This window comes from Saliniradius amylolyticus (assembly GCF_003143555.1).
Taxonomy (GTDB): Bacteria; Pseudomonadota; Gammaproteobacteria; order Enterobacterales; family Alteromonadaceae; genus Saliniradius; species Saliniradius amylolyticus.
On the sequence record NZ_CP029347.1, the window covers coordinates 2,561,226 to 2,583,149 of the forward strand.

Sequence of the window (21,924 nt, forward strand, 5' to 3'; positions counted from 1 at the left end):
CGCCGGTGTTAAAACAATATGCAGTTATTGTCCTGTTAGGGTCTTTGTTCTGCTTTACCGCAAACTCTCAGCCGCTGGTCTTTGGCAGCTATGTTCCGGGCTACCCTCCTATGATGTATATGCAGGACGGTCGGTTTAAGGGCGTTTTTCCGGAACTGCACCGCGCCTTCAGTGAGCACCTCGCGCGAGAGCCCGAGTTTATGCAACGCAGTCGGCGGCACGCCGAACAGGCACTGTATTCCAGAAAAGCCGATGCTATGGCTCTGAGTCCGGAGTGGGCGCAGTCGCCTGAGCAGCTGGTGTTTTCTAATCCCATCATTGAGTCGGCGGATTACTTATACTCCCTCCCAAATGTGAATTGGCCGACGGCACCAGCAGCCAAAGTCTGTGCCAGGCAGGACTATCGATACCCGGGTATTCAACCGTTATTTGAAAATGGCACCTTAGTCAGATTGGATGTAACCAGCCAGGAAGCTCAGTTTCGACTACTGGAAAAGGGCCGCTGCAGCTTTGCCATTATGAACCGCTTTGTGACGCACTGGTACCTGAAGCACCAGTTTGATTATCTACAGATCAAAGAACATCCGGAGCATGGCAGCGTCGTAAACTTCCATTTCGCCTTTCCGGCTACCGCCATTGTGATAAAAGATCGCTTTAATGCTTTTCTGGCTCAGTACCAACAGAGCGGCCAGCTCCAGCAACTGGTTAATCGTTATTTACATCAGTCGGATGACCGCAATGCCAGCACCAGTCAAAATTAGCTCCGTTGATTTCCCCACAATTAGCACAGCTCCAATCCTGACCGGCCTGGGTCTGTTGCTCTAACTGAGCCAATAAAGCCTCAGCTCTGGGCTGCCAGTCGGCGTCTCTAAGCCACAATTCTGGCCAGCAATCGAAAGGCGACAGATCACCCGCCGCACCGCTGGCGTACTCATTCTGCATAAAACAGGGAACACCCTGAGATTGCAGCCAGTCGCGTACCTGGAGTACGCGAAACCGGCTTTCATGGCTATAAAACCGAATCATCTAGTCCATATCAATGGAGACATCGGAAAGCGAGCCTAAATCCGGCCCATCATCACTTTGCAGCTTAATCATCAGACGCAAGTCATTGGGCGAGTCTGCATGGTGCAACGCCTGATCTTTGGTGATCTTCTGTTCTTTGTACAGCTGATACAGCGCCATATCGAAGGTTTGCATGCCCATTTCTTGGCTTTTTTGCATTACCTCCTTAAGCTCACCGATGTCATTACGAGCGATTAGGTCACTCACCAGTGGCGAGTTGAGTAGCACTTCTATGGCCGCCACCCGCCCTTTACCATCGGCGGTGGGCACCAATTGCTGGGCAACAATGGCGCGCATATTGAGCGCTAAATCAAAACGCAGTTTTTCATGTTGCTCCGGTGGTGCCAGATGCATAATTCGTTCTATGGCCTGGTTGGCATTATTGGCGTGCAAGGTGGCCACACACAGATGGCCGGTATCGGCAAAGGACATGGCGTACTCCATAGTCTCCATGGAGCGAATCTCACCGATTAGGATCATATCCGGAGCCTGACGCAAACTGCTTTTCAAAGCGTCATCGAAGGTATTGGTATCGACGCCCACTTCCCGTTGGGTCACCATGCAGTTGTCGTGCTGGTGAATAAACTCCACGGGGTCCTCAATAGTCAGAATATGGCCGCGGGAATGGTGGTTTCGGTGGCCGATCAGGGCCGCCAGTGATGTGGACTTACCGGTACCGGTGGCCCCCACAAACAACACCAGGCCGCGTTTGCTCATGATGATGTCTTTGAGGATTGGCGGCAGGCCCAAATCGTCGGCTTTCGGGATCTCGGTGACAATCCGGCGCACCACCATACCAATGGAATCTCTTTGCCAGAAGGCACTGCAACGGAAGCGCCCAACACCATCGATGCCCACCGCAAAATTACATTCTTTGGTCTCATCCAACTCTTTAATGTAACGCTCTTCCATCACGCTGTGAACGAGCGCCTGGGCATCATCTTTACTGAGCTTATCGCCACCTAAGGACGTCAGTTCACCGTTAATCTTGGCACTCACCGGAAAACCCACGGTAATAAAGATATCCGAAGCATCTTTATCGGTGGCGGTTTTTAAATAAGGAGCCAGTTGCATACTTAATCTCCGGGAATCTGTTCAACTTTCATAAACGCGCTTTAAAACTTAGGCTGCTTATCCACCGCTTTAGCGGCCGCATCCTGAGGCGTAATCTGTCCCGCAGCCACCAGCTTCTGCAGGCACTGATCCATCGTCTGCATACCGTGGGACTGACCGGTCTGAATCACCGAGTACATCTGCGGCACCTTGTCTTCACGGATGAGATTTCGAATCGCCGGTATGCCCACCATAATCTCGTGGCCGGCAACACGTCCGCCACCCACCTTCTTAAGCAAGGTCTGGGAGATGACCGCGCGCAATGACTCTGACAGCATGGAGCGCACCATGGCCTTCTCCTCGGCCGGGAAAACATCGATAATCCTGTCGATGGTTTTGGGGGCTGAGTTGGTATGCAGTGTAGCAAATACCAGGTGACCGGTTTCCGCTGCCGTGATGGCCAGACGAATGGTTTCCAGATCCCGAAGCTCCCCCACCAAAATCACATCGGGGTCTTCCCGTAGCGCCGAGCGCAGGGCCTTTTCAAACCCCTGAGTGTCCCGATGAACCTCTCGCTGGTTGACCAGGCTCATCTTGTTGTCGTGCACAAATTCGATGGGATCTTCGATGGTCAGAATATGCTGGCGTTTGTTGGTGTTGATATGATCAATCATAGCTGCCAGGGTCGTACTCTTACCCGAGCCGGTCGCCCCCGTGACCAACACAATACCTGTGGGCTGGTCGATGATTTTTTTAAATATCTCCGGCGCGCCCAGATCATCCAGAGTCAATACCTTACTAGGAATGGTCCTGAGCACCGCTGCAGGACCTCGGTTCTGATTAAAGGCATTGACCCGGAAACGACATAAGCCGGTGACTTCGAAAGAGAAATCTGTTTCCAGGTTTTCCTCATATTCCTTGATCTGTTTGTCGTTCATGATCTCGTAGATCAGATTATGTACCTGCTTATCGTCCATTTCCGGTACATTCAGGCGACGCATATCGCCGTCCACACGGATCATCGGCGGCAGACCAGCAGAAAGATGCAAGTCAGAGGCATTATTTTTAATGCTAAAGGCGAGTAGTTCGGTAATATCCACGGCTTTCTCCGGGCACAATTTTTAGTTATCAGCTACATCATTTATCATACTGATCCTTATTTCAATAATAGCCTTATCCTGACAGGTATCGAATCTCAGATGACACGCTTATGACTAATACCATCGCTTCCAGGCTGGAAAACATCAGAAGCCGTATTGCCTGCAACTTGCAGCAGGCTGGGCGAGATAGTAACTTCATCACGTTGTTGGCGGTCAGCAAGACCAAGCCTGTCAGTGACATTCAGCAGGCCTATGCTGCCGGTCAGCGACAATTTGGCGAGAATTACGCTCAGGAAGCCGTCGAGAAAATTCAGTTACTGTCTCACCTGGAGGATATTCAGTGGCATTTTATCGGTCCTCTGCAATCCAATAAGACCCGGATAGTGGCCGAAAATTTTGACTGGGTGCAGTCGGTGGAGAGGGAGAAGATTGCCCGGCGTTTAAATGACCAGCGCCCCGCCGAGAAAGCCCCGTTGCAGGTCCTGCTGCAGGTCAATATCAGCGACGAGGCGTCAAAGTCAGGACTGACCCCGGACGGCGTTCTCGAACTGGCCGACAAGGTAGCCGCCATGGATAACCTGGTACTGCGTGGTCTGATGACCATTCCAGCCAAACAGGATCAGGCCGCGCTGGAGCAGGACTTTGCGCGAATGTATGCGCTGTATGAAAGACTAAAGCACGAATATCCCCAGGTAGATACCCTGTCCATGGGCATGTCCGGTGATATGGAGGAGGCCATCAAAGCGGGTTCGACTATGGTACGATTGGGGTCAGCCATCTTTGGAGCCCGGGACTAAGGTCCCTGTTATTTCATTAACCAAGAGGAATCGTTCGCCAATGCAACACAGAAAAATCGCTTTTATCGGCGCTGGCAATATGAGCCGCAGCATCATCAGCGGCATGGTCAGCAGTGGTTACCCCGCAGAGGCTATCACAGCGGCCAATCCCTCTCGTCCCAAACTGGATGCCTTAAGCAATGACTTTGGCATCAATATTACCCAGGATAACCTCGAAGCGGTGCGCAATGCAGAGGTGGTCGTTCTGGCGGTGAAACCTCAACTGATGGAAGAGGTCTGTAAACATCTGCAGCAGGCTGACTTAAACGGCAAGCTCTTTGTCTCCATTGCCGCCGGTATCAAAGCTGCACGTTTACAACAAATGCTGGGCGGCGATTACCCGCTGGTTCGCACCATGCCCAACACTCCCAGTGCATTAGGGAAAGGCATGACCGGCCTGTACGCCGACAGTCAGGTGTCTGACACGGACCGCAGCTTCGCCGGTGATTTGCTGGGTCAGGTGGGTGATGTAGCCTGGGTGGACGAGGAAGACATGATCAACGGCGTGATTGCCGCTGCAGGCAGCAGCCCTGCTTATTTCTTCTTATTCCTGGAATCCATGCAGGACGAAGCCCTGCGCATGGGGTTTGATCGGGAAACCTCCCGTAAGCTGGTGCAACAAGCCTGTCTGGGCGCCGCCGAGATGGTCTGCCAAAATCAGGATCTTGAGTTATCGGAGCTACGCGCCCAGGTGACATCAAAAGCCGGCACCACAGCTGCGGCCTTGAACCATTTTGAAGATAACGGCATTCGTGAATTGGTATCAGGTGCCATGCAGGCGGCCGTCACACGAGCCAAAGAAATGAGTGATGAGTTTTAAGCCATGAACGCAATGCATTTTCTGGTCAATGTCTTATTTGACCTCTATCTGATGGTGGTGCTGTTACGTCTCTGGCTACAGCTGGTAAGGGCCGATTTCTATAACCCTTTCAGCCAGTTTGTGGTCAAAGCCACTCACCCCATCGTAGGACCGTTAAGAAGAATATTGCCCCCCCTGGGCCCGCTCGATACTGCCACGTTGGTTTTGGCTCTTGTGGTGGCCGGGCTGAAGGTGGTGGCACTCACAGCCATGAGTAATGCCTTGGGCGGTCTGAATCCGGTAAACCTGCTGGTCACCTCAGCCCTGATAGTGCTCAAGGAAGCTTTGTCTCTGGCTTTCTGGGTGCTGATCTTAAGAGCCATTCTTAGCTGGGTCAGTCAGGGGGCTAGCCCTATCGAGATGGTATTGGGCCAGTTAACCGAGCCTATGTTAGCCCCGATTCGTCGGATCATTCCGCCTATGGGAGGACTTGATCTGTCTGTTCTGGTAGCCATCATCGGCTTACAGTTTGTGCAAATCCTGCTGCAGGATATGCTGGGTTATATGTAGACCCTGTTGGCAGGCAGCGTCCGCTGTCTGCCTCCTCCTATCCCCCTTCTCCACTGATTCGCAATTAAATCACGCAAAATCAGGGCTTGTTGTTATACTTATAGCATGACTAAAAGGCGCTGTTTTTAAAGCATTTTTTGCGCCGTACGCCAAACAATAAGGAGGCTTTATGCGTATTCTGGGTTTATTAATGGCGGTCTTGTTACTGGCATCCCCCCTTGTCAACGCCGAACAAATGAAACAGCTGGGCCCTTGGGATGTGCACTATATGGCGGTGAATACCAGCTTCCTGACACCTGAGGTTGCGCGCAGTTATGACATTCAGCGCAGTAATTATAAATCCTTGATCAATATTTCAGTGCTGGACTCAGAAACTCAAGAGCCGCAATCAGTCTCAGTCACCGGCCATGCCAAGAACCTGATCGGCACAGTTAAGGAGCTAGACTTTAAGAAGGTCACCGAAGGTCAGGCTATCTACTACCTGGCGGTACTGTCTTTCAGAGATGCCGAGAAATACACCTTTAACATCGACATCCAACACGGCAACGAACAACAAAAGCTGACCTTTAGTCAGAAGTTTACCTCGGAAGAATAACACCTGACCTTGCCATGAGCATCAGCTTACCACTATGCTGGTGCTGTTATCAGGATTTCAGGGCCAAAGGACGATGCGGTTATTAGCGGCATTCACTCTATGCTTATGGCTGTTGGGTTACCTTCCGCTTCAGGCGCATGCCAGTGCGTCTGTTCAGCCAGACAAGGGATTGTACCTGGTTACCGAACCTTGGCCCCCCTTTATGCACCCCAAGCTACCCCACCAGGGGCTGATGACCCACATTGTTCAGGTTGCGCTTAAGCGAATGGGGATTAACTTGAAGCTTCTCTTTATCCCATGGGCCAGAGCCATTCAGATGGTAAAAAATGGAGAGGCCGATGGTATCGTCGGTATCTACCCAACCAAACAAAGAAAACAATACCTGACCTTCTCAGACCCAGTTTTTGTCGAGCAAAATGCCCTTTATGCACGCACCGATGACCTGGTGCGCTTTGCTCATATTGACGACTTAAAACCGTATTCTATCGGCGTGGTCAGAGATGCCGCAAACGGTGAGCCCTTCGACAGTGCTACCCAGTTGAACAAAGTGTTGCTGACCTCCAACCAACAGAGTATAGACATGCTGCTACTGAATCGAATTGATTTACTGGCGGGCCCGGAGCGGGTGATCGAATACCTTCTTTCAACGCAGTTTCCAGAGCGTCAACAAGAGCTTGTCAGACTCACCCCGATTATCGGCCGCAAGGCTCTCAGTGTTGCCATTCGTCAACAATACCCCGATGCCAAAGCATTTATGCAGCAGTTCAATGAGCACTTAGCGGCGCTAAAACAGGACGGCAGCTATGATCGCATCATTAAAGAGCACGGCGTTAAGCTACTGAGCGATGACCGTTTACTAAAGTAGCAACTCACACGGAGGACGACCACCAGCGCTACGCACCCGCAGCACTGGCAATCGGCTCGTCGATCTAAGCTGCCGACTCAGGCCGGGTAAATACCGGCTCATTCTCTTTCGACAACTCGGCATTGTACTCATAGCCTCCAAGGTTAAAGCCTTTCAGGTCCTCCAAAGAGTCAACGCGATTTTGGATCATATAACGGGCCATCATGCCTCTTGCCTTTTTGGCGTAGAAGCTGATGACCTTGTACTGGCCGTTTTTCTCATCTTTAAAGACCGGCGTAATAATCACACCATCCAATGTCTTATTATTCACCGACTTGAAGTATTCATTGGAGGCCAGGTTCACTAAAATATTGTCGCCTTGCTCGGACATAGCATGATTCAGGGCCTGGGTGATGGTATCGTCCCAAAATTCATACAAATTCTTACCCCTGGGGTTGGCAAGCTTCGTGCCCATCTCGAGCCGGTAAGGCTGCATCAGATCTAAGGGTTTTAACAGCCCATAAAGGCCGGACAATATGCGTAAGTGAGATTGCGCATAATCCAGCTCTTCGGCCGACAAGCTGCTCGCGTCCAGTCCCGTGTAGACATCGCCATTAAAAGCCAGTACCGCCTGTTTGGCATTATCAGGGGTAAAGGGAGTCGAAAAATTGTGATATCGCTCTACATTTAGGTGGGCCAGCTTATCGCTCAGCTTCATCAGGCTTGCCACATCGGCAGGAGAAAGGTCCCGACATACCTGAATCAACTCCTTGGCCTGCGCCAATAGCTCAGGCTGGCTGTGCTCAGAGACATGGGGCGACGTATCGTAGTCCAGGTTTTTCGCCGGTGAAAGGGTTATCAACATAAAGCTACATCTCTCTCAATTAGGATTGGGTTAATGATACTGCATTCCCGACAGTGCCTCTAATAGAGCTTCTTGAAGCTGGTCATCGAAAGCACAGAAGATCACCTTACGAATATCGTCGTACCTGGCGGTTTCCTCGCTAACGGTATTCACCGCTATCTGGCAGGCCTGCTCGATGGGGTACCCATAAACGCCACAACTGATACCGGGAAATGCAATGGTCTTTAAATGGTGTCTGGCCGCCAAAGCCAGACTGTTGCGATAACAATTCGCCAGTTGCTCCGCTTCGTTATCTTCGCCGCCGTGCCAAACCGGCCCTACGGTATGGATGATATTTGTCGCTGGCAAATCGAACCCCGGAGAGATCTTAGCCTCACCAGTTGGGCAACCACCGAGCTTGGCGCAATAGGCTTTTAAGTCCGGGCCTGCGGCGCGGTGAATGGCACCATCCACACCTCCGCCGCCTTGCAAAGAAGAGTTGGCCGCATTGACGATGGCGTCCACTTCCAGCTGAGTAATATCGTCTTTAATCACGGTTAGTTTCGCCGACATACTCCTACTCCATACAATAGGGATTGTAGTATTGATAGTAGGGCCTTTTTACACAGGCTCAAGGGCGATGCTGGTATAATACGGTCAGAGAAGCACCGCCTTGAACGACAACCGTCTGACTCACTCTGACAGACTAAACATATGAAGGGGTGTTGCATCAGTATGACTTATTATCGAATGGACATAGAGACCGCGATCAATTTGTTGTAAATTTACCATCAAACTCGTCAATATGAGGCAATAATGGCCAATCAACTCGCAGCATTGAAAGAAATCACCACTGTAGTCGCTGACACCGGTGATATCGAGGCAATCCGCCAATATCAACCCGTGGATGCCACCACCAACCCATCTCTGCTACTGAAGGCGGCGAGTTTGCCTCAGTATCAGCCATTACTGGGCGAGTCGGTGAATTGGGCGAAACAACAAAGTGCCGAACGAGCCGAGCAGTTGGCGCTGGCCTGCGATTATTTGGCCGTGCGTATCGGCCGTGAGATTCTGGGGATCATCCCAGGTCGGATCTCGACCGAGGTGGACGCTCGCCTGAGCTTCGATACCCAAGCCACATTAAACAAAGCCCGCCAGTTGATCGGCTTATATGAGGAAGCCGGTGTCGCCAAAGAGCGCATTCTGATTAAGATCGCCTCTACCTGGGAAGGGATTCGCGCCGCTGAGCAACTGGAAAAGGAGGGCATTAACTGCAATCTGACCTTGTTGTTTAATTTCGCACAGGCGCGCGCCTGTGCCGAGGCAGGCGTCTTCTTGATCTCCCCCTTCGTGGGTCGCATTCTCGATTGGTACAAAGCCAACACAGACAAAACCGATTACACTGCCGCGGAAGATCCGGGCGTACAATCGGTCAGCAACATTTACAACTTCTATAAAGAGCATGGCTATAAGACCATTGTTATGGGAGCCAGTTTCCGTAATATCGGGGAGATCACCGAACTGGCAGGCTGCGACCGCTTAACTATCAGCCCCCAATTGCTGGGAGAATTAGAGCAGAGCGACGCCCCATTGCCGCGCAAGCTTACGGATATGGGAGCCAGTAAAAACCCAGGCGAGCCGCTCAGCGAAAACCAGTTCCGCTGGCAGCTGAATGAAGACCCCATGGCGACTGAAAAACTGGCCCAGGGCATTCGCAACTTCGCCGCCGATCAGGTCAAGCTAGAGCAACTGCTGGCCGAGTATCTGTAAACCGTAATGGCGAGCTGAGGCTCGCCTGCAACAGGAGAAGAGGATGACACAACTAACCGCCTCCCCCGCTTGGCAGGCACTACAACTACAAGCTCAACGCATCGGCGATCAGCATATGCGTGACTGGTTTGCCCAGCAACCCGAGCGTGCCGGGCGATACAGTTTGTCCGATTGCGGTATCACTCTGGATTACTCGAAAAACCGCATCAACGATGCCGTACTCGAAAGTCTGTTCGCCCTTGCCAAACAGCAACAGGTTACAAGCAAGCGCGACGCCATGTTCGCCGGTCAGGTGGTTAACCACACCGAAGGACGCGCCGTACTGCATACTGCCTTGAGGGACTTCTCCGGTGATTCAATTTGGGTAAATGACAGCGATGTCACCCCGGAAATAAAAGCCACACAAGTCAGAATCAAAGCCTTTGTCGAAGCGATTCACAATGGCACCCACAAAGGCTACACCGGCAAACCTATCAAGCAGGTGGTCAGCATTGGCATCGGCGGGTCATTCCTCGGTCCCAAGATCATGTCAGAGGCCCTTAAGCCTTATTGGCAACAAGGTCTGAATGTACACTTTGTGGCCAATGTGGATGGTTGTCATATCCAGGACGTCTTGGCCGGGCTGGATCACGAAGAAACTCTGGTGGTGATGTCGTCCAAATCCTTCAGCACTCAGGAAACACTGCAAAACACCCTGACCGCCAAGGACTGGTTCTTACGATCCGGCGGCACCCAACAAGATATCGCCAAGCATTTTGTGGCCGTCTCGTCCAATGTTAAAGCCGCCACCGAGTTCGGTATCGCCGAAGACAACATCTTCCCCATGTGGGATTGGGTGGGAGGCCGCTACTCACTGTGGTCGGCCATTGGTTTGCCTATTGCTCTGCGCCTGGGTTATGAGCATTACGAAGCGCTACTCAAAGGCGCCTATGAGATGGACTGCCACTTTAAGACCGCGCCCCTTGAGCAGAATATGCCGGTGATCATGGCGTTGCTGGGTGTGTGGTACACTAACTTCTTCGGCGCACAGAGCCATGTGCTCTTGCCCTACTACCACTATTTGCGCGGCTTCCCGGCCTATGTACAGCAGCTGGATATGGAGAGTAACGGTAAGTCGGTGGCCGCAGAGAAAGAAACGGTGGATTACGCCACAGGCCCTGTGATCTGGGGCAGCGAGGGCACCAATGGGCAGCACTCTTTCCACCAACTGATTCACCAGGGCCAGGTGCTGATCCCAGCCGACTTTATGTTGCCACTTAAGGTACCGAATCAGGATGCGACTCACCACGCCATGCTGGCCTCCAACTGCTTTGGTCAAACTCAGGCCTTAATGCAGGGCAAGACGTATGAAGAAGCTTATGCCGAGCTAGAGGATAAAGGCTTGAGCGAAGAAAAGCGCGTCTCACTGGCCACTCACAAGACAATGCCGGGCAACAAGCCCAGCAATACCCTGCTGTTTGAACAGCTCGATCCCAGAACGCTGGGCTCCCTGGTCGCCCTCTATGAACACAAGGTGTTTGTGCAAGGCGCCATCTGGAACATCAATTCCTTCGATCAATGGGGCGTGGAACTGGGCAAGGTACTGGGCAACCAGGTACTGGATAAAATCCAAAATGCCGACGCTGCATTGGATCTGGATGGCTCAACTAATGCCTTAATCGAGCGCTTTCGCAACGCTCAGTAGGCAATACCGGGGCTCTAACAGGAGGCCATGACCGGTCTCCTGTATTTCCTTACTTTCCTATTCTTTTGTCACCAAAGCTTCATTTTTTGTTAAACAAAAGTAAATAAAACTATTTTAGTTTTGATGGCGCTGTGATATACCAATGCCTGTGGTAGACATATAGGAGAGTTACCGTGGATCAATCAGATTTGATGTCGATGTTAGATATAGAGTCACGTCCTACCAAAACCACTAACAGTAAAAAAAGAAAGTGGCGGGAAATAGAAGCCATTCATGACCAATACAAGTTGCGCAAAGAGTTGTCCGAAATGGACATGCTACTGGATTACGAGCTCAACGAAGCCGGTCTGTAGCAAGAGAAAGCCCTGCCTACGCGGGGCTTTCTTGTTTCTATTGGCATATTAGAGCTGAGTGGGTAGGCGCCAGTCGATTGGCGGTGTGCCCTTCTCGGTTAAATAGTCGTTGGCTCGAGCAAAGTGCCCGCAGCCGAGAAAGCCGCGATGGGCCGACAGCGGTGAGGGATGTGGTGCCATCAGCACATGGTGCTTGTCACGGTCGATAGACTGCCCTTTTTTCTTGGCATGGCTGCCCCAGAGCAAAAAAACCAGGCCACTTCGGTGCTGATTCAACTGTTCAATCACCCTGTCAGTAAAGTGCTCCCAGCCGATCTTAGCGTGGGAATGGGCTTTTCCCTGCTCCACCGTCAGCACCGTGTTGAGTAGCAACACCCCTTGCTCGGCCCAGCTTTGCAAATATCCGTGCTGAGGAATCGAAAACCCCGGTACCGAGCTGGCGAGCTCCTTGTACATATTCTTAAGCGACGGTGGTGGCTGAACGCCGGGTTGCACTGAGAAACACAAACCATGAGCCTGATTGGGGCCGTGGTAGGGGTCCTGCCCCAGGATCACCACTTTTACCTGGTCAAACTCGGTAGCTTTAAAGGCATTAAATACCTGTTCCTGTGGCGGATAGATGACCTTACCGGCGGCTCGCTCCTGAGCCACCCTAGTCATAATATCCTGAAAATAGCCTTGTTGTTTTTCCTTACCAAGAACATCGCTCCAGGTGGTCACAAACACTCCTTACGCTTTGGCAACCTCAAACAAATGCGCCTTAAGGGCAGCAAAATCGGGGGCAAGAGATTCAGACAAGCTCTCTTTGCCGGCGCATTCTGCCAGTTCTTGCGGCAAACTGATAGGCTGGCCAAGCACGTTTTCCACGGTATCGCGGAACTTGGCAGGGTGCGCTGTGCCCAGGAAAATCCCCTGCTGGCCTGGTTCTAACTGGCGTTTTAATGCTTTATAGGCCACCGCAGCATGAGGCTCGCTCACATAGCCTTCACTAAGTAGCTCACGCATGGCCAACTGAGTGTATTGCTCGTCTACCGCAACACTGTTCAGTATCGACTTATCCAGATACCCATATTCAAACAGCGCCTCCACACGCGGCCAGTTATTGGGCTGGCTCACATCCATGGCATTGGACATGGTGGCCACCGTGGGATTCGGCGCCCAATCGCCGGTTTTCAGATAGCGTGGCACGGTATCGTTAACGTTTGTGGCCGCAATAAAGTGAGCAATAGGAAGACCCAAAACCTTGGCGATCATCCCTGCGGTCAGATTACCAAAGTTACCACTGGGCACCGATACGACGATATCTTCGCGCTTATCCAGCTGGGCGACGGCCTCAAAGTAGTAACATACCTGCGCCATTAAGCGGCTGATATTAATTGAGTTGGCCGAGTTCAGATGCACGCCTTCGCGGGTCTCATCGTCATCAAAGCTTTGCTTGACCAACGACTGGCACTGGTCAAAATCCCCTTCCACGGCAACCGTGTGGATATTACCACCCAAAGTAGTGAACAGCTTCTCCTGCAGGCTGCTGATCTTCCCCTTGGGATAGAGGATAACCACATTGATATTATCAATGCCGTAGAAGGCATGAGCTACGGCGGCGCCGGTATCGCCGGATGTCGCAGTTAAAATGGTGATCGGCTCGTCCTTGGCGAATTCTGCCAGACACTGAGCCATAAAGCGCGCCCCGAAGTCTTTAAAGGCCAGCGTTGGCCCGTGGAATAACTCCAGACAATGAATACTATCTTTAACTTCTGCCAGTGGCGCCGGGAAATTAAATGCCCGGGTCACCATTTTTTGCAGGCGTTCGGCAGGGATCTCGTCACCGATCAGACGCTGAAGGATCGTTGCTGAACGCACCGCCAGTGGCTGAGATAGTAGTGCGTCGATATCGTCAAAAGCTTTCAGCTGCTCGGGGAAAAACAAGCCCTGATTCTTACCCAACCCCTGCTTCACCGCTTGTTGAAAGCTGACTTGTTGTTCGGGCAATTTTAAATTAAAGAGTTTCAAGATGACACCTTCGTTGCTGTTGATCCCTGTAGATCCAATTGACAAATATGACTGAAACCCTGTTCATTTTGAATGTAGTTCTGGGTTAGCCATTGGTTAATTTTCTCGGCGCTGGCCTTAGAGTTGGTTACGGCAAATACCGTGGGGCCGGAACCGGAGATACCGAACGCCAACCCTGAGTTTTGCATCACAAAATCCCGGGCTTCATCAAAGCGAGGCAGAAGTTGCTTACGATATGGTTCGGCAATCACATCCTGCATCATGGCCGCCGCCAGTGTTTCATTGCCACTGTGCAGCGCATGAGTAAAAACAGCCAACTGGCGGCCATAGGCCAGTGTATCCGCCATGGGGATGTGCTTAGGCAGGATATCACGCGCCTCGGCAGTGGAGACCTTAATACCCGAGTAGCAGGTCACCCAGTACCAGTGTTCAAATACCGGCAGGTTTACCGCAACGGTATCAGCGTGTTCGGCCATCAATACCATACCGCCCAGATAGCAGGGCGCCACATTATCGTAATGGATGCTACCGCTGATACGGCCTTCCAGTTCCCCCATCATCAATAATAACTGGTTCTGAGTGAAAGGTTTGCCATAAAACGCATTTAAGCCATTAAAGGCCGCGACCACTGAACAGGCACTGGAGCCCAGGCCGCTGCCGATGGGCAAATTTTTATATAACGTCATCGCTGCGGCGGGCAGTGTCTGACTTTCCTCGCCTAATTGCTGGTGAAAATAGTCGTAACACTGACTGACGATATTATCCTTAGGATCACCCGGCAGTTTATCGGCAAAAGGCCCCTTGATGCTCAAGCTGAACTGCTTTGCCTGCCGGACCTCCACCTCATCGCCCAATGGCGTTCCATCGACAGGCTTTAGCGCTGCCCCAAGGAGATCAAAGCCCAGACTAACATTGCCAATGGATGCGGGGGCGTATGCCTTAACGGGATTAAAGTCCATCATCACTCCTGTTTCCAAGGCATGGTTCTGAGCACATCGGCAAACACCCCGGCAGCGGTCACCGCCGCACCCGCGCCATAACCGCGGATCACAAAGGGAATAGGCTGATAGTAATGGCTATGAATGGCCAGGGCATTTTCGCCGTCTTTAATCGCATAGAGCGGGTGGCTACTGTCCACTGCCTGAATGCCCACCTTACACTTACCGTTTTCGATGGTACCTACGTGCCTTAGAACTTTACCTTCACCGGCGGCCGACTTCTGGCGTTCTCCGAAGGCCTTATCAAGGCCAGGAAGCTTTTGCATAAAGGTGTCTACATCACCTTCAGCATCGAAATCTTCGGGAATCACAGACTCGATTTCTATGTCGTCGATTTCCAGCTCCAGGCCAGACTCTCGCGCCATAATCAGTAGCTTACGGGCCACATCCATGCCACTCAGGTCGTCTCTGGGATCGGGCTCGGTAAACCCTTTATCCCGCGCCACTTTGGTGGCCTCCGACAAACTCAGGCCCTCATCCAGCTTGCCAAAGATAAAGGATAAAGAACCGGACAGAATCCCCTCAAACTGGGTCAGTTCATCGCCGGCGTAAATCAACTTTTGCAGATTCTCGATCACTGGCAGACCTGCGCCCACGGTAGTCTCGTACAAGAACTGGCGATTGGTCTTTTGTGCGGTATCCCGCAGAGCATCATAGAAATCCATCGCCGCCGTATTGGCCTTCTTATTTGGCGTCACCACATGGAAGCCCGCTTCCATCATATCCACATATTGGTCGGCAATGTAGGTACTGGTGGTGCAATCCACAATCACCGGGTTGATCAGACTATTGTTCTGCACAAAGTCCTGAGCCAGCTCGATGGAAAACGGTGTTTCACTGGCGCTCAGCGCCGCTCGCCAGTCGGTGGTCAGGTCGATGCCTCCTTCTTGCAGCAATACTTGCTTGCTGTTGGCAATGCCATAGACCTTAAGGCTGATATTACGCTTCAACAACTGTGGCTGTTGACGGGCAATCTGTTCGAGAAATTCGCCGCCCACTGTGCCGCAACCAATAAGGAATAAATCAATGGTATGCAGGTTCGTAAAGAAGTTCTGATGCACCACTTTTACCGCTTCCTTCGCTTTTTTGGCTTCCACCACTGCCGAAATCGATCGCTCGGATGAGCCCTGGGCAATGGCCACTATATTCACTCTGGCCTGTGCCAGTGAACCAAAGAATTTCGCTGCCAGACCTTTGGCCTTTTTCATGCCATCGCCAACCAGCGACACAATGGCCAGCCCCTCTAGTACCTCAATGGGCTCCAGTAATTGGTTGGCCAGCTCCAGTTCAAACGCATCCTCCAGCAAAGCATGGGCGCGCCGGGCATCTTTCCCCTGCACACAGAAACTAATGCTGTACTCTGACGACGACTGAGTGATGAGGCTGATGGAAATATTACCGTTGGAGATCACCTCAAACACCCGGCTGGCCATACCTACCATGCCTTTCATGCCAGGGCCGGCAATATTAAACATGGCCATATCGGATAGGTGAGAAATGCCTTTCACACTGGTCCAGATATCACTGGCTTCATTGCTGATCAGGGTCCCTGGCGCCGCTGGGTTGAGAGTATTGCGAATCAAACAAGGAATGTGGTGCTGGGCGATGGGACCAATGGTTTTCGGATGCAGCACCTTGGCACCAAAATAAGACAGTTCCATGGCTTCCTGATAGGTCAGCTTATCCAGTAACACGGCCCCGTCCACCTGATTCGGGTCGGCATTGTAGACGCCGTCCACATCGGTCCAGATCTCACAGCACTGGGCATCGATGCAGGCAGCCAGAATCGCAGCTGAGTAATCAGAACCGTTACGGCCCAATGTGACCTTCTCACCCTGCTCATTAGAGGCAACAAAGCCTGGCATGATCAGTACTTCGTCTTTGCCCACAGGCACATCATGAAAACGCGCCTTGCTCTGCTCGACATCGGCGATGCTGTCCAGGTATTCGCCTTCAGCGACCACATAGTAGGCCGGATCGATAATCCGGTTGTTTTGCCCCAGAGCAGTAAGGATGGCACTGAAGATATTCACACTCACATATTCGCCGATTGAGAGTAGCTTGGCGGTCACAGAGTCGGGACAGGTGTGCAGTAACTTGACGCCTGCCAGTGCTTCGGTCAGTTCGTCCAGCCGCTGTTCGATAAACTCGTTTAAAAAGTCGGCCTTCACGTTATCCAGGCTGTTGGCCAAGTCACTGACAATGCCTTTTAAGGTCATATCCAGCTTGGCCAGCAGCTCCTGATAGTCCTGACCGCTGACGGCTTGTTCCACCAATAGCGACAGGGCATTGGTCACACCCTTTGGGGCGGACAGCACGATGGCAGCACCAGTTTCGGTATGGGTTTGCAGGGTAATATCCTTGACTTTCAAATAGCGGTCGGCGTCGGCCAGCGAGGACCCTCCAAATTTCATTACCTTCATTGTGCTGCTCCTGGTTTTGCATGCCGGCAGTTCTGTTCTACCGGCTTATGGGTGTTTACGTAAAAAAAAACCCGCTTCCTGTCAGGTCGCGGGTTTCGTTGAATTCTCTTTATGGCACTACCCGGCGACCATCCTGCGAGGGGTGGTAATAATAATGGTGGTGGTGCGCATCGAAATCATCATCATGGGGCCAATTTGCCGTATAGACGTCTATATGTCAAGACGTGTTTTGGTTATTAACTAGACGTTGAAATTATCAATCAGATTACCCGACTTAGACGGAAATATGCAACACCACCTCTGGCCCTACCAGGCCCTCTTCTGATAAAACAGACACAAAGCCCGCCACAGAGCCCATATGACCGCTTCCGACATTCATCAAATCGCCTATCTTATTCTAAAAGGCTTTGAAAAAAGCTACCGCTGGCACACTCGCATCACGACAGGCGCGCAGGAGCGATTCGAACATGCCGACTGGCAGGGTGTGCAGCAAGCAGTGCGCGAGCGGATCAGTATCTACGATCAGGCGGTCACCGCAGCAGTCAGTGAGATCTACCAGTTGGTGCATCCTCACCAGCAGGATAAGAGTTTCTGGCAGCGGCTCAAACAGCGCTATCTGACTATCTTAGACGCCCATCCTCAGTTTGAGCTGGCCGAAACCTTCTATAACTCCATTATCGGGCGTATTTTTAAACACCAGAAGATCAACAACGACATGATGTTTGTGCAGCCCAGCCGTTGTTATCTGGCCGGACAGGTACGCCACACCGTGGTGAATACCTATGATGCTACCGGTACGGTACAACAACTGCTGCACGCTATCTTAAAAGACTACCGTTTTAATCGTCCGTTCGAAGATAAAGAGCGGGATTTCAATTGGTGCGAGCAGTACCTGCGACAAACCTTCAGTCGCAAACAGTTGGCGTCGGTGACCAGCGTGGAAATTCTGCACCCCATATTCTTTCGCAATAAAGGTGCCTACCTGGTTGGGCGCATGTGCGCCGCCGAACAGTCTCATCCCTTTGTCTTGGCCCTGCTACTGAACGACAACGGGGAGCTGTATATTGATACTCTACTGACCGAGCGTCACGACTTAAGTGGGCTTTTTGGCTTTGCCCGTTCCTATTTTATGGCCGACACCCAGTACCCGGCCGAGGTAGTCGCCTTCTTGCAGGAGCTGCTGCCTAACAAAAAGCACTTCGAGCTCTATATCAGCCTGGGTTTTTATAAACATGGCAAGACCGTGTTTTACCGTAACTTCCTACAACACCTGTCAGATTCCCACGACCAATTTGAAGTAGCGCCAGGCATACGCGGATTGGTGATGGCGGTGTTCCATCTGCCTTCGTACGGTGTCGTATTTAAAATCATTAAGGATGAATTTGGCGAGAGCAAAAAGTTTGGCCGGGAGCACGTGGTCAACCGCTACAAGCTGGTCAAGATGCACGATCGCGTGGGTCGCATGGCCGACACACATGAGTATGTTAACTTCCGGCTGCCGTTAAACCGTGTCAGCGATGAACTGTTGCAAGAGTTGCGTGAGCAATGCGCCAACAGCATTGAAATTGGCGACGATAGCCTGATCATTAAACATGCCTATATCGAGAAGAAACTGACCCCTCTGAATCTTTACCTGGATCATGAAACCGACCCGGACAAGATCACTCACGCATTAAACGACCTGGGACGCTGTATTAAGCAAATTGCTGCCGCCAATATTTTCCCAGGCGACATGCTGCACAAGAACTTTGGCATTACCCGCCACGGCAAAGTGATCTTCTACGACTACGATGAAATCTGCTATATGAACGAGCGACGCTTTCAGCGCCTGCCTCAATCCGATGACCCCTATGCGCTGGATACCTTGTCGGTGGCACCCGATGATGTGTTTCCCGAGCAGTTTCGACACTTTATTGTCGGCAAGAAGCCGTTAAAAGACGAGCTCATGCGCCTGCACCCCGAGCTGACCGACCCTGACTGGTGGCAACAGGTACAAAAAGAAGTCAGCAACGGACTGATTAAGGATGTTAGCCCCTACCCCAAACATAAGCGTTTTGCTCTCAAGTTTGGCCATAAAGAGCAAACTCACCATGTCCGTTAAGCAACTTAAAGCAGAGCTGCGTTTACCCTCACCGATCAGCCCTGTTACGCCGTCCTGGCCTGGCTCTGAGGCTCTGAGTATAGCGGTTAAAAGGGATGACTTAATTCATCCCCGAATCTCCGGCAACAAGTGGCGCAAACTAAAATACGCACTCGAAGGCGCAGAGAGACAAGGCGTTAAGCAGATAGTCAGCTTTGGCGGCGGTCATTCTAACCATCTACACGCTTTAAGTTTTGCTTGCCATCAATTGGGCATTCGGCTCGAGGCTATCGTTCGTGGCCAATATCAGAATAACCTGACATCCACGTTATTGGATATGCGGGCCTGGGGCGCACAGCTGCATTTTGTGACCAAAGTCGAGTATCAGCGCCGAACCGATGCCGGCTACCTGAATCGATTAAAAGCCGAGTTCCCACAGGCAGCGATCATTCCTGAGGGCGGCAGTCAGCAACTGGCCTTAAAAGGCGTTGCCGAATTACTGGCCGAGCAACCACTGGATTTTGAACATATTGTATTGCCGGTAGGCAGTGGTGGCACTCTGGCCGGTCTGATGACGGGGCTGGTTCACCGGCCAGACATTCAGGTGCATGGCATCGGCGTACTCAAAGGGCAAGGCTATTTAGAAGACTCAGTAGAACAGCTAATCGGCGAGCACGCTCACTCCCCCAACTGGCGCATACATCACGGCTTTCATCATGGCGGTTATGCCAAACGCTCAAAGCAGCTAGAGCAGTTTTGCCGTGACTTTGCCCAACAAACCGGCATCGCTTTGGAGCCTGTTTACAGCGGTAAGTGCTTTTGGGCAGTGAAACAATTAATGGCAGAAAATGTCTTTGCCCACGGCAGCCGCATACTGATGCTACATACCGGGGGCTTGCCAGATACCCGTCGCAATCCGAATTAAGCATAAAAAAACGCCAGACGTCGACTAGGACGCCTGGCGTTTATCCGATTGGATTCTGACCGCTAGTTAGCAGCCACTCTGACAGTTAAAGTTGTCATAACCGCCGGTCGTGTACCAGTCGGTGCTATTACCACCGCTACCGCTCCAGCTATTCAGATCGAAGCTGCCATTACCGTTAGCGTCACCCTGGATTTTATACACGGTGGCCGCCTGGCCACTGTTATCCCAGATCAGGGTAGAACCAGCGGTAATACGTTCCGGATAACTATTCGGCTGCATAAAGTAGGCTGCACCTTCACCATACACAGTAGCTACGCTATTGCTATCCAGGGCTACAAAGGTGCCCTCTTCCACACCAATGGCACGAGCCGTCAGCGTACCTCTGTCCTGAACGCTGCGTGCCAGGAAGCCGAAGGTACGACCATGACGAGTTTCGGCCTTACGACCATTGCCAGTGACTCGGTCCAGGTGGGTGTCGGTAATCACCTCACTCAATTGAGGATGTTGCAGGAAGTCACCGTGATTAATATCCTGAGTATTACTGTGATAGGGGTCGTCCAGGATTTCCTTGGACAACACGCCCAGATTCGCTGGCGCATAATAGGATTGGCCCAAAATGGCCAGACCCGCACTGGTCCCGGCAATCGGCGCTTGTTTCACGTTCAGGTGATCGTTCAGGGCATCTTCCACCAGGGTGCCTTTCCAGAAATCTTCATATTCATTCTGATCACCACCGGCGATAAAGATGATTTCGGCATCCTGAATATAAGCCGCAACCGTTGAGTCATTCGCAGAAGCACGATCATCGATAGACAGCTCTGCCGCTGAGCCCAAATCGGCCCCAAAAGTAGAACACATCCAGTCAGCCTGACCACCGGTACCGCCTGTACGTAGTACCAGATAATCCCCCCCGGAAGCATGATCCACCAGCCATTGAGTGGCTGCAATTTCACCAGTAGCGCCCGCATCGGCGCCGCCGATCAGTAGCGAGGCTTGTGAAACCGAAACACTGTTATTAGGAGTACCACAGGCCTGATAGTACTCATAACCTGCGGAACCGCCACCTCCACCACCGCCCTTTGGTGGCGGTTTGGCGATGGCGCTGGAAACTGAAAGCGCAGCGATGGCTGCGGTAGTTAGTGTTGTTTTGGTAAATGTCATAAGGTTACCTGTTTTGTTGTGTTTTAGGTTAAGGTTCCCTGATATTTATGACTAATCGACCCGGGCGGGGTCCTTTCTCACCGTTTACTGCGTGGCACTTCTGATGGTGCCTCTTCGATTAGCTGCAAACAAACTAACACAGCAAAAACAGTTTATTTACCTTACATTTACACCCACCTGTATGAATAAGTTGTCATTAAAGTGCAATAAAAAACCAAGTTAAGGGGTTCTCAACCCCCGCCTCCACATAAATATCTACTTACCAGTAATCTTTATTCAAAAAACAACCGCTTATTCAAATTTAAACTACTATATTACTTTTTAACTTCAACCCTATCGCCCACTTTGATGCCTTGCTCAGAAAACCACCCCTGATTGGCTTCCCAGGCATAGGTAGCAGACTTTTCTGAGGTCACCGAACTTAAGTCATAGGGCTGCATCTGCTTGATGGCGATAATCTCACCATTTTCTTTGATAAAGGCCACATCCAGCGGGATAGCAGTATTTTTCATCCACATACTGATAACCCTGGGTCGGGAATAAACAAACAGCATGCCACAATCTTCACACAGCGACTCACGATACATTAATCCACGCGCTCTCTGCCCGGGCGACTCGGCCAACTCAAGCACATACGACTGCTCATTCACCGATACCTCTATCTCACTAAAAAACTGGCTTTGGTCAGGCACGGCCAACGTCATAAACGGCAAAGCCATTAAAACAATCCACAACAGCTTCTTCATATTTACCCTCTCATCAATTGCGTCAATGCCATCTCTTTCATCGGGTGGTAAAGGCGTCAGCTCAACAT

Annotated in this window: 22 protein-coding genes; 11 read left to right on the forward strand and 11 right to left on the reverse strand. The window is 51.5% G+C overall.

What is annotated here, in order from left to right; all coding sequences use genetic code 11:
- Positions 1-5: 5 nt before the first annotated feature.
- Complete coding sequence (locus HMF8227_RS12020; protein ID WP_109340406.1) at positions 6-761, forward strand: substrate-binding periplasmic protein; 756 nt, start codon at positions 6-8, stop codon at positions 759-761.
- Here the strand turns inward: HMF8227_RS12020 and HMF8227_RS12025 are convergent.
- Genes HMF8227_RS12025 through HMF8227_RS12035 form a run of 3 tightly spaced genes read right to left on the reverse strand, consistent with a single transcriptional unit; the run spans position 706 to position 3,218 of the window.
- Complete coding sequence (locus tag HMF8227_RS12025) at positions 706-1,026, reverse strand: putative signal transducing protein (RefSeq protein ID WP_239421301.1); 321 nt, start codon at positions 1,024-1,026, stop codon at positions 706-708. The genes HMF8227_RS12020 and HMF8227_RS12025 overlap by 56 nt on opposite strands.
- On the reverse strand, positions 1,027-2,139 hold the full coding sequence (locus tag HMF8227_RS12030) for a PilT/PilU family type 4a pilus ATPase (RefSeq protein WP_109340407.1): 1,113 nt from the start codon (positions 2,137-2,139) through the stop codon (positions 1,027-1,029).
- 41 nt (positions 2,140-2,180) lie between these two features.
- Complete coding sequence (locus HMF8227_RS12035; protein ID WP_109340408.1) at positions 2,181-3,218, reverse strand: type IV pilus twitching motility protein PilT; 1,038 nt, start codon at positions 3,216-3,218, stop codon at positions 2,181-2,183.
- Between the two features lie 110 nt (positions 3,219-3,328).
- Here HMF8227_RS12035 and HMF8227_RS12040 point away from each other — a divergent pair, with 110 nt between their 5' ends.
- From HMF8227_RS12040 to HMF8227_RS12060, 5 genes are all read left to right on the forward strand, one after another.
- Positions 3,329-4,015 carry a YggS family pyridoxal phosphate-dependent enzyme gene (locus HMF8227_RS12040; RefSeq protein WP_109340409.1) on the forward strand — a complete coding sequence of 229 codons (687 nt, stop codon included), beginning with the start codon at positions 3,329-3,331 and terminating at the stop codon, positions 4,013-4,015.
- A gap of 10 nt (positions 4,016-4,025) precedes the next feature.
- Positions 4,026-4,874 carry a pyrroline-5-carboxylate reductase gene (gene proC / locus HMF8227_RS12045; RefSeq protein WP_275425516.1) on the forward strand — a complete coding sequence of 283 codons (849 nt, stop codon included), beginning with the start codon at positions 4,026-4,028 and terminating at the stop codon, positions 4,872-4,874.
- 3 nt (positions 4,875-4,877) lie between these two features.
- The gene (locus HMF8227_RS12050; protein ID WP_109340411.1) at positions 4,878-5,423 is read left to right on the forward strand and encodes a YggT family protein; all 546 of its coding nucleotides are present in this window, start codon (positions 4,878-4,880) and stop codon (positions 5,421-5,423) included.
- 169 nt (positions 5,424-5,592) lie between these two features.
- Positions 5,593-6,018, forward strand: a complete 426-nt coding sequence (locus tag HMF8227_RS12055; protein WP_109340412.1) for a DUF4426 domain-containing protein — start codon at positions 5,593-5,595, stop codon at positions 6,016-6,018.
- A 73-nt stretch (positions 6,019-6,091) separates the two neighbouring features.
- Positions 6,092-6,883, forward strand: a complete 792-nt coding sequence (locus HMF8227_RS12060) for a substrate-binding periplasmic protein (RefSeq protein WP_338056574.1) — start codon at positions 6,092-6,094, stop codon at positions 6,881-6,883.
- Positions 6,884-6,947: 64 nt separating this feature from the next.
- Here HMF8227_RS12060 and yaaA read toward each other — a convergent pair whose 3' ends face one another.
- On the reverse strand, positions 6,948-7,727 hold the full coding sequence (gene yaaA / locus HMF8227_RS12065) for a peroxide stress protein YaaA (RefSeq protein WP_109340414.1): 780 nt from the start codon (positions 7,725-7,727) through the stop codon (positions 6,948-6,950).
- 30 nt (positions 7,728-7,757) lie between these two features.
- Positions 7,758-8,279, reverse strand: a complete 522-nt coding sequence (locus tag HMF8227_RS12070) for an O-acetyl-ADP-ribose deacetylase (protein WP_109340415.1) — start codon at positions 8,277-8,279, stop codon at positions 7,758-7,760.
- 243 nt (positions 8,280-8,522) lie between these two features.
- Between HMF8227_RS12070 and tal the strand changes: the two genes are divergently transcribed.
- The 3 genes from tal (at position 8,523) to HMF8227_RS12085 (ending at position 11,513) form a co-directional block, all read left to right on the forward strand.
- Complete coding sequence (tal, locus tag HMF8227_RS12075; protein WP_109340416.1) at positions 8,523-9,476, forward strand: transaldolase; 954 nt, start codon at positions 8,523-8,525, stop codon at positions 9,474-9,476.
- Between the two features lie 43 nt (positions 9,477-9,519).
- The gene (gene pgi / locus HMF8227_RS12080; RefSeq protein ID WP_109340417.1) at positions 9,520-11,160 is read left to right on the forward strand and encodes a glucose-6-phosphate isomerase; all 1,641 of its coding nucleotides are present in this window, start codon (positions 9,520-9,522) and stop codon (positions 11,158-11,160) included.
- 173 nt (positions 11,161-11,333) lie between these two features.
- The gene (locus HMF8227_RS12085; protein ID WP_109340418.1) at positions 11,334-11,513 is read left to right on the forward strand and encodes a DUF3545 family protein; all 180 of its coding nucleotides are present in this window, start codon (positions 11,334-11,336) and stop codon (positions 11,511-11,513) included.
- Positions 11,514-11,561: 48 nt separating this feature from the next.
- Here HMF8227_RS12085 and ung read toward each other — a convergent pair whose 3' ends face one another.
- The 4 genes from ung to thrA are packed head-to-tail and all read right to left on the reverse strand — an operon-like array spanning position 11,562 to position 16,944.
- Positions 11,562-12,233, reverse strand: coding sequence for a uracil-DNA glycosylase (gene ung / locus HMF8227_RS12090; RefSeq protein ID WP_109340419.1), 672 nt, complete (start codon positions 12,231-12,233; stop codon positions 11,562-11,564).
- A gap of 9 nt (positions 12,234-12,242) precedes the next feature.
- The gene (gene thrC, locus HMF8227_RS12095; RefSeq protein WP_109340420.1) at positions 12,243-13,523 is read right to left on the reverse strand and encodes a threonine synthase; all 1,281 of its coding nucleotides are present in this window, start codon (positions 13,521-13,523) and stop codon (positions 12,243-12,245) included.
- The gene (gene thrB, locus HMF8227_RS12100) at positions 13,520-14,482 is read right to left on the reverse strand and encodes a homoserine kinase (protein WP_204101060.1); all 963 of its coding nucleotides are present in this window, start codon (positions 14,480-14,482) and stop codon (positions 13,520-13,522) included. Before thrB ends, thrC begins: the two co-directional genes overlap by 4 nt.
- Positions 14,483-14,484: 2 nt before the next feature.
- Positions 14,485-16,944 (reverse strand): bifunctional aspartate kinase/homoserine dehydrogenase I, encoded by a 2,460-nt coding sequence (thrA, locus tag HMF8227_RS12105; protein ID WP_109340422.1) that lies wholly within the window; start codon positions 16,942-16,944, stop codon positions 14,485-14,487.
- A 358-nt stretch (positions 16,945-17,302) separates the two neighbouring features.
- Between thrA and aceK the strand changes: the two genes are divergently transcribed.
- Together aceK and HMF8227_RS12115 are read left to right on the forward strand one after the other, a co-directional pair.
- The gene (gene aceK / locus HMF8227_RS12110) at positions 17,303-19,045 is read left to right on the forward strand and encodes a bifunctional isocitrate dehydrogenase kinase/phosphatase (protein ID WP_109340423.1); all 1,743 of its coding nucleotides are present in this window, start codon (positions 17,303-17,305) and stop codon (positions 19,043-19,045) included.
- Complete coding sequence (locus tag HMF8227_RS12115; RefSeq protein WP_239421302.1) at positions 19,035-19,949, forward strand: 1-aminocyclopropane-1-carboxylate deaminase/D-cysteine desulfhydrase; 915 nt, start codon at positions 19,035-19,037, stop codon at positions 19,947-19,949. Before aceK ends, HMF8227_RS12115 begins: the two co-directional genes overlap by 11 nt.
- Before the next feature lie 66 nt (positions 19,950-20,015).
- Here HMF8227_RS12115 and HMF8227_RS12120 read toward each other — a convergent pair whose 3' ends face one another.
- Both HMF8227_RS12120 and HMF8227_RS12125 read right to left on the reverse strand, forming a co-directional pair.
- A complete protein-coding gene (locus HMF8227_RS12120; RefSeq protein ID WP_109340425.1) occupies positions 20,016-21,110 on the reverse strand; it encodes a cyanophycinase in 1,095 nt (364 codons plus the stop codon).
- Between the two features lie 314 nt (positions 21,111-21,424).
- Positions 21,425-21,856 carry a DUF192 domain-containing protein gene (locus HMF8227_RS12125; protein ID WP_239421304.1) on the reverse strand — a complete coding sequence of 144 codons (432 nt, stop codon included), beginning with the start codon at positions 21,854-21,856 and terminating at the stop codon, positions 21,425-21,427.
- Between the last annotated feature and the right edge of the window lie 68 nt (positions 21,857-21,924).

Excerpts from the sequence above, each read along its gene's own strand:
- HMF8227_RS12115 (WP_239421302.1), top strand. The coding sequence starts at position 19,035 with ATGTCCGTTAAGCAACTTAAAGCAGAGCTGCGTTTACCCTCACCGATC.
- HMF8227_RS12055 (WP_109340412.1), top strand. The coding sequence starts at position 5,593 with ATGCGTATTCTGGGTTTATTAATGGCGGTCTTGTTACTGGCATCCCCC.
- HMF8227_RS12025 (WP_239421301.1), bottom strand. The coding sequence starts at position 1,026 with ATGATTCGGTTTTATAGCCATGAAAGCCGGTTTCGCGTACTCCAGGTA.
- HMF8227_RS12060 (WP_338056574.1), top strand. The coding sequence starts at position 6,092 with ATGCGGTTATTAGCGGCATTCACTCTATGCTTATGGCTGTTGGGTTAC.
- HMF8227_RS12040 (WP_109340409.1), top strand. The coding sequence starts at position 3,329 with ATGACTAATACCATCGCTTCCAGGCTGGAAAACATCAGAAGCCGTATT.
- HMF8227_RS12070 (WP_109340415.1), bottom strand. The coding sequence starts at position 8,279 with ATGTCGGCGAAACTAACCGTGATTAAAGACGATATTACTCAGCTGGAA.
- thrB (WP_204101060.1), bottom strand. The coding sequence starts at position 14,482 with ATGGACTTTAATCCCGTTAAGGCATACGCCCCCGCATCCATTGGCAAT.
- thrA (WP_109340422.1), bottom strand. The coding sequence starts at position 16,944 with ATGAAGGTAATGAAATTTGGAGGGTCCTCGCTGGCCGACGCCGACCGC.
- HMF8227_RS12120 (WP_109340425.1), bottom strand. The coding sequence starts at position 21,110 with ATGACATTTACCAAAACAACACTAACTACCGCAGCCATCGCTGCGCTT.
- yaaA (WP_109340414.1), bottom strand. The coding sequence starts at position 7,727 with ATGTTGATAACCCTTTCACCGGCGAAAAACCTGGACTACGATACGTCG.
- pgi (WP_109340417.1), top strand. The coding sequence starts at position 9,520 with ATGACACAACTAACCGCCTCCCCCGCTTGGCAGGCACTACAACTACAA.
- HMF8227_RS12030 (WP_109340407.1), bottom strand. The coding sequence starts at position 2,139 with ATGCAACTGGCTCCTTATTTAAAAACCGCCACCGATAAAGATGCTTCG.
- aceK (WP_109340423.1), top strand. The coding sequence starts at position 17,303 with ATGACCGCTTCCGACATTCATCAAATCGCCTATCTTATTCTAAAAGGC.
- tal (WP_109340416.1), top strand. The coding sequence starts at position 8,523 with ATGGCCAATCAACTCGCAGCATTGAAAGAAATCACCACTGTAGTCGCT.
- HMF8227_RS12125 (WP_239421304.1), bottom strand. The coding sequence starts at position 21,856 with ATGAAGAAGCTGTTGTGGATTGTTTTAATGGCTTTGCCGTTTATGACG.
- HMF8227_RS12050 (WP_109340411.1), top strand. The coding sequence starts at position 4,878 with ATGAACGCAATGCATTTTCTGGTCAATGTCTTATTTGACCTCTATCTG.